The 7,220-nt window shown below is 68.9% G+C and carries 4 protein-coding genes; 3 read left to right on the top strand and 1 reads right to left on the bottom strand.

Annotated features, from left to right (window positions below):
* Window positions 1-2,042 precede the first annotated feature (2,042 nt).
* Together ACIQFU_RS38530 and ACIQFU_RS38525 are read left to right on the top strand one after the other, a co-directional pair.
* On the top strand, window positions 2,043-2,432 hold the full coding sequence (locus tag ACIQFU_RS38530) for a hypothetical protein (protein WP_402558044.1): 390 nt from the start codon (window positions 2,043-2,045) through the stop codon (window positions 2,430-2,432).
* Window positions 2,433-2,504: 72 nt separating this feature from the next.
* A complete protein-coding gene (locus ACIQFU_RS38525; protein ID WP_402558043.1) occupies window positions 2,505-3,194 on the top strand; it encodes a hypothetical protein in 690 nt (229 codons plus the stop codon).
* A gap of 76 nt (window positions 3,195-3,270) precedes the next feature.
* On the opposite strand, the gene ACIQFU_RS38520 is transcribed toward ACIQFU_RS38525, so the two are convergent.
* Window positions 3,271-5,769 (bottom strand): Helicase associated domain protein, encoded by a 2,499-nt coding sequence (locus ACIQFU_RS38520; RefSeq protein WP_402558041.1) that lies wholly within the window; start codon window positions 5,767-5,769, stop codon window positions 3,271-3,273.
* A 313-nt stretch (window positions 5,770-6,082) separates the two neighbouring features.
* On the opposite strand from ACIQFU_RS38520, the gene ACIQFU_RS38515 reads away from it, so the two are divergent.
* Window positions 6,083-6,292: a hypothetical protein gene (locus ACIQFU_RS38515; protein ID WP_402558040.1), complete on the top strand. Its 210-nt coding sequence runs from the start codon at window positions 6,083-6,085 to the stop codon at window positions 6,290-6,292.
* Window positions 6,293-7,220 lie beyond the last annotated feature (928 nt).

Genomic DNA, 7,220 nt, shown 5'->3' with positions numbered 1-7,220 from the left:
ACTGAACGCCTTCGACATCACCTTCGACGGCCGCCTGACGGCGGCCCGCCAGTAACCCCAACCACCCTGGTTACACCGCTCGTTTGACAGACCCGAACTCGCCGATGCCTGCTGACTACAGACCACTGAGGGATCGCACGGTCTGGCGGCCGGCCGGGTCCGTCTCCTTCCTTGCTGTGCGGCCCCTGCGGGATGCTGCGTGCTCCGGTAGGCCTGTGGCGGCTGGATGTGCCGATATCGGGTGGAGGTTCCCGAACGCTGTGGAACAACTATCGGCGGGTGAGGGTTTTGACGGTCGTGACGGGCGGGTGGCTGTTGGCGGGGGATGGGCGCCCTAGTGGAGAGGTCTGCAGGGTTGTGTGTTCTCACGGTTGGGCGTCGGTCTGCCTCTGGGAGCTGTTGGCGGGTCTGTGAGGCCGGGTGACGGTTTCCTGGCCGCGGGGGAGTGCGGGTTCCTGGAGAGTCGGCCTGGGGCGTGGTGGGCCTGTGTAGGGCCTTGGAGGCAGGGAAGGTCGGCGGGTACTTCTTTGCCTGGTGCCTGTCTGGGAGGCTGTGAGAGTGCGGCAGCGCCTGGGCTGCAGATGTCGCTGGCAGGGCGCTGTGAGGGGCTTGCAGGCGCTGTGAGGGGGCCTTTTGGCGGCCTGGCTGAGCCCAGAGATTCTCCGTGTGGCCCGCTGGGGGAGTTGGGCGGACAGCCCGTTTCACCAAGACGGGTCGGCTGCCGCTTCACAGACCGGAGAAGGCCCTGTGTGGGCCTGGATCTTCCCGCTGGGGCAGCGAGGCCGGCTGCAGCTCACCGGAGCTGGAAGTGACGGCACCGCCTGGGCGGGCGGCGTCATGGACGCTGTTGCCGTCACGCATCGAGGCGGCCGGCCCCTGGAGGACGACAGGTCCTCGGTCGGTTCAGCAGGGCGTTCGTGCGGCCAGGGTGACGTGGCCGTGGACGGCCGGATGCGTCAGAGCCGGGGCCGCCGGCGTGGTCCGCTGCCGGGGTGCAGCTGCTGGGGCCACCGGCGGCGCCCTCGCCCGGGGCCGGACCAGCCGCGAGGCGGCAGGGGCCGTCGGGTGGCGCCAATGCGTGCCAGCGGTGCGGCCGACGCGGGATGGGCAGCTGCCAGGAGGCTGCGGCAGGCGGTAGCGGTGATGCCGGCCGTAACTGCTGCCACCAGGGCTGCTGTCGGTTCCATGCCGCCATCTCCTTCGGCTCTCGCGTTCGCCGGCCAGCTGTGCTGGGCGGGTCCCCTGCTGAACGGTTCTTTCCAAGTCGGAGCGGCACACAGCAGGGCTGCGCACCGCGGCCGTGGCCAGGGCAATGGCCAGGTGGACGGGCGCCTGTCCGGGTCGAGTAAGGCGCCTCAGGGCGGACGTCCGGGAGTTGCGGCTCCTGGCAATCCGTGGTCCCAACCATCGGCCCGGCAGTGGTCGGTTGCAAGGCGAGGCAGCCAATTCGGACAAACCCGAACGCTGTGAAAAAACAAATGCGAGAAACGCCTCCGACCTGCGGGTTCGGGAATATTTCGCGCTCTATTTTTCATGGAAAAACTGCGGAATTAATATGCGCTGGTGAGGGGAGAGTTTCTGCTTCTGGCCAGGCCTCGGGTGGCCGTAAGGGTGCCTCGTTGAAGAGGCGGCCGAAGTGATCACTGGTTTATTTACGTTTCTCTTATTGCGGGCATTTCGAGTCGCTCGAACATGACTTTACTGCCCCTCCATAAAAGGGCTGAGTAAGTGGACTGTACTCATCCACTTACCCTCTGGCCAGGGCTTAAGCAGGAAAGTTAGTCCATCCTAAGTTCCGGTGCAGAAACTTGAACGGAAGCCAAGGAAAAAGTCTTGACCACTGGTCCGAGGGAGATCGGCACGCCCAACAGGGCCCCTCCACCCGTTATTGCATAACTCCTCGCGGAGAAACTTGTCGTCCTGTATACGGCCGTGCGATTCTTTTTATACGTCGGGCGGGCAAGCCCGGCGCGGCAACAAAACGGACGGGCACAAAACGTCCGGGTCATCGAAGAGTGAGTCGCCTCAGGGAAGGATCAGAAGTGATCAACAACTGGAACGGGCTCCGGCCCCTGGCCCCCGCCGGGGGCTGCGTTATAAACGCGCCCGCGCACGCCGGGTACGGGTTCACCCCCCACCGCATCCCCGGCATCATCACCAAGATCGGCGTCGCCCTGGGCTCCTTCGCCCTCGCCGGCGCCTCCGCGCTCGGCCTGATGCACGCCGGCATCGACACCGCCACGGCCACCGCCGTCACCGTCGCCGCCGGCAAGACCAGCGCCGCGGCCACCGTCGCCGCCTACGCGATCGCCGACCGCCGCCGCAGGCAACACCACCGCCTCGCGGCCCAGCGCCCGGCCCACACGCCGGACGAGCGCGTCCCCCCTTCCACCCCGGCCCCCGCCGGCGACCAGCCCGGAGGGGCGAACTGAGACGTGCGGGGGCGGGGGAGACACCAAGTGTCTTTCCCACCCCCGCACTCCCGGTTCAAGGGAGGGAAGACCATGGCACGACCCAGGCGTGACCACGCCAAGATCACCGGCCCGTTCGCCCGCCTCGCCAAGGAACTCGCCAGCCTGCGTCCCGAGGACATCCCGCTCAGGGAGATCAGCAAGATCACTGGCCTGTCGGCGGCCACGCTGTCCCGGGCCACCGACCCCACGCGCTGCCCGTCCTGGCAGACCATGCTGGAGTACCTGCCCGCCTTCGGCGAAGACCCCGACACCTGGCGCCCCATGTGGGAGATGTACGCCACCGAACGCCAGCGCCGCGCCGCCGGGGTCCCCGCCGACCCCACCCAGCGCGCCGCATACCAGCGTCTGTTCCCCACCCAGGTTCTCAACCTGTCTGAGTGCGCCATCGCCTTGCGCGACCTGCGCCTGTGGCGGGGCGACCCCCCCTACAAGACCATGGTCACCCGCGCACGCGAGGCCGGTGTACCGATCTCGCAGAGCACGATCTCCGACGTCCTCAACGGCAAGATCCTCGCCACCGAAGACGCCCTCAAGGGCATCCTCGCCGGCCTCCACATGGACGCCGGCGACCCCGAGTACCACCAATGGCTCGAGGTCCGCCGCGTCCTGAAAGCCGGCCGCAACCGCGAGAAGATCTCCGCCAAGACCACCCAGCGCGCCGCCAACAGGCGCATCCTGCGCTCGCGACCGATGCGCACCGTCGTACGACGAGAGGACTGACCACGCTCCACCCTGGTACTCCGGAGGGCCCCCGACCGCACCCAGCGGTCGGGGGCCCTCCGGAGTACCCACCCCTCTATGTCCAGCGCATGCCGATGGCGGAGAGCTGCTCGATCCGTTCCGGGGTCAGGGTGGCGGCTCGGCTGCGCTGGTTGCCGATCCAGGCGCCCAGCTTGTGCTCCCGCTCCTCGCCGACGATCCGTTCGACGTGCTTCCTGGGGACTTGGAGGTGTCCCTCGCGTTCGTAGAACTGTTTGGCGGCCTGGTAGTTCATGGCCCATTTGTCGGCCTGCGTGCGGCGTGGCTTGGGCTTCTCGTCCTCGGTGGCGGGTGTGATGCCGAGGACGTGCTCGCACAGCCACTGCTGCACGGTCGTGAGCTGGTCCCAGCCGAGCCGCACCGACTGCACCCACCGCCCGAGGTCCTCGCCCTGGCGCACGACATCGCCCGCCGCGATGGGCAGTGCCTCGCCGGCGTCCAGGTGCATCCGCACGAGGTGGAAGCACCGCTGCCACGTCACCGGCCACGACGGGCACCAGGACGCGTCGATCTCCTCCAACTGCTCGCGCCGCGCCTCCGACAGCGCCCCGGCCGACGACTGAACCGGCAACCCCTCCGCACGCCGCTGCTCGATCTCCTGCGCCTTCCGGGCGGCGGCCCGCGCGTTCTTCAGAAAGATGCCCACCCGGAAGCCCTGGTAGGTGGCGTCCAGCGGGGCCAGGAGGTGCCCGTGTTCGGCCGCCCAGCCGCGCGCCGCCGAGAGACCTTCCTCCCACGCGACGTCGTAGTGCGACCAGATCATGCCGAGCTTCTCCAGCTGGGCGACGCGGTCCTCGTCCATGTCGCCGCGGGCGTAGAAGCGCCGGGCGTCGGCGGTCCACTGCCCGAGCGGGAACCCGGCGAGCGAGGCCGGCCACCCGGTGGCTTCCGCCTCCTGGCCGTCGACGGCGGCGGGCACCCGGAATGTGAACGGCACGCGGAGGTCGCCGTGCAGCCGGTTATAGATGACGGCGGCCTCCACGCCGCGCCGCCAGTGCTCGTGCTCCGGGTTGAGGACTCGCAGGTTGATGAACGCGGCGAGGGCGGCCGGGTCGCGGGGCGTGGAGAACTTCAACAGGGCCGTGGCGGGGGCACTGACGCCCCCGGATCCCTCACCGCTCCCGCCCGCGCTCGTCCCGCCCTCGTCCTTGCTGACCGGCTTGTAGCGGCTCGGCGCCTGCTGCTCCGCGAGGCTCTCCACGACACGGGCGTCGTGCGCCCGCAGCGCCTCCAGCAGCTTCGCCAGCCCGCCGAAAGCCCGGCTCGTCAGCATGCTGTCCGCCGTCTCGCCCGGCCCGAGCAGCACGGGCACCACGAGCGAGGCCACCTTGCCCTCGCCCGGCTGCATCCGCAGCGCCCGCCCCACCGCCTGGACCAGATCCGGCATCGCCCCGCGCACATCCGCCCAGTACACGGAGTCGCAGTTCTTGGTGTCGACGCCCTCGCCCAGGACCTTCACCGAGGACAGGAAGCACTTCTCCACGACGGTGCCGTCCGTGGCGATCCCGGCCGCGAACTCGCCCAGCAGTCGGCGGCGGTGGAGCGGCTTGTGCTCTCCGCACAGCCAGTTGGCCCAGATCGTCTTCGGGTACAGCTCGGGGTCGCTGGTGTGCAGCTGCGCGGCGACGCCGGGGAGGCCGGCCGCGAACGCTTCGGCCTCGCGGATCTGGTGGTGGAAGACGAGCGTGCGGTAAAAGCCTTCCTCCGCGGACGCCTTCACCAGGGCGGTCTGGAGCGCGGCGAGCCGTGCCCCGCGGACCTCTGCCGAGCGGCCTTCGGCGCCCAGAAGCTGCGCGGCCTGGAGCGCGGTGTCGGTGACGTCCACGCACACGACCTGGTAGGGGGCACAGATGCCCCGGTCGATGGCCTCCGAGAGCGTCAAAGTGAACGCCCTGCTGCCGAAGGGCCCGTCGGGGTCGTCTTCCATGCTCGCGACCAGCTCGCCGGGTGCGCCGGCCTCGTCCTCGTCTCCGAGCTGCCACAGCCGCGGCGTGGCCGTCATGTAGAGGCGGCGCAGGGACGGGATCTTCTGGTTGTCGTGGACGACCGCCCACGGCTTCCCGATCCGGCCCGAAACGCGGTGGGCCTCGTCCACGACGATCAGGTCCCAAGCCGCGAGGCCCCGGGCATGCGCCCGCTCCAGCGTGCCCAGACCGAGGCTGGCGTACGTGGCGTACACGGTCACCTTCTCCAGGCCCCGCGTCCGCTCCACCAGCTCGTCCACATCCGTGGTGTTGGGGAAGGACACCTCCTCACCCCGCAGCGAGGACACCCCGATCATCGGCCCCCGGCGGCCCCCCTCGCGCCACGCGGCCTCGGTCTGCGCCAGCAGGTCCAGCGAGGGCACGAGCACCAGCACACGGCCCGCGTGGAGCTCCTCCGCGCTGCGGACCGCCACCAGAGTCTTCCCGGACCCGGTCGCCATGATCACCTGCGCCCGAAGCCCCCGTTCGGACACACGTGATCTTGCAGGCAATTCGAAGGCACGAAGTACCGAGTCTACGGCTTCCCGCTGGTGAGGGCGGAGTTCCTTCACGGTCTTCTCGGCTTCCTTCTCATAGCTGTGTCCGCACGGTGCGCCATGGAAAGCTGCACGTAGACGGCCTCATTGGCAGCAGCTATGCCACTGCCAGTCAGTCGGCAGGGCTCAAGGCACGGCGACTCGGAGACAAGTGCGATGCTATCGGTTGCTGCCAACTCTCTCCAGAGTCTATCGCCAGCAAAAAATGAAGCATAGGGTGCCCTGTCGTTTTGAAGGGAGACCAAGGTAAGCACTGACTGTGGACGGGTAACCGAAGCCTATGAGTCAGTTCAGATGGCGAGGCCAGTATCCGCTCCCGGCCCGGACCGTGAAAATCCTCCGGTTCGGGCGCTGGTTCCACGCAACATTCGCGATGCTGTGGTGCCTGCTACTGATCGACACGATCGTGGGCGATGAAGGTCCGGCAGCGATCGCGTGGGCGGCCACGTGCACCGCCATGTTCCTGATCTTCCTCCTCGGCATTCTGCGGACCCTCCGCCGCCACCGGCAGGAACAGGCGATGCGGCTCCGGCACTAACCTCAGCATCCCTCCTATGAGAGGTGACGGTTGATGCGTCCCCTGCCTGGGGGTAGCCGACAGGTATGGCAGACCGTTCAAATCCGTTACACGAGGGCCAGACCGAGAGGCTACGGACGATGCGGTGGGTGCAGCTCGCCGTGGCTGTTCTCATGCTGGTCTGGTTCGGACTGGCGTTGCGGCGGGGGGAGTACGGGCCCGCGGGGTTCAGCCTGTGGTTCCCGGGCGCCTGCGCGTTCATCTGGCCGGCCCTCGCGGTTCAGAGTTTCACCCGACTGAAACGCCATCAGGACGCGCTCCACGCAGAAGACGGGAGACCTTCCCCGTAGCCGCTCGGATCCGGCGCGGTGCTCGTTGGGCGTGTTCTGGGGTAGCCGGGCGGCATGCAGAGTCGGGGATGGTTGGCCGAGTGGTGGTCTCGCCGATGGGTGCGCTGGACGGCTGCTGTGACCGTGTGGCTTCTTGCCTACGGGACGGCCGCAGTGGTGTGGCGGGCTCTCACAGGCCGGACGTGGCTTGACGCGCTTGTCTTCGCTGGCCTGGTGGCCGCGGTCAACGTGGTGGCGCAGTGGGTGGCGAGCCGGGCCAAGAGGAAAGCAGCAGCGCGCGACGGCTGAGTGAGCCAATCCCGCCCCCCTTGCCGCTGCTCGGGCCGTAGGCCCGTTGAGCCGACCCGCGCAGCGGGGCCGGCCTTTGGGGCGCGCTGCGCCCCGGGTGGCTGGAGCGCAGCGGAAGCCACCTCGCGGGACCGCAGACCCTGCAGCTCCGGGAGCGCAGCGGACGGAGCGTCACCCGCCTTGCGCAGCAAGGCGGGTGGGCTGGCCGCGCAGCGGCCAGCAGCGCTCACGCGGAGCGGGAGCGCAACCCCCGCGCGCAGCGCGGGGGTTCGCTTGCCCATCGCGCAGCGATGGGGTACCCGCTCCGCGGG

It is taken from the genome of Streptomyces sp. NPDC093065, assembly GCF_044754585.1.
Classification (GTDB): domain Bacteria; phylum Actinomycetota; class Actinomycetes; order Streptomycetales; family Streptomycetaceae; genus Streptomyces.
Note: the sequence above shows the minus strand (reverse complement) of the source record. Positions and strands in the feature narration are given on the sequence as shown.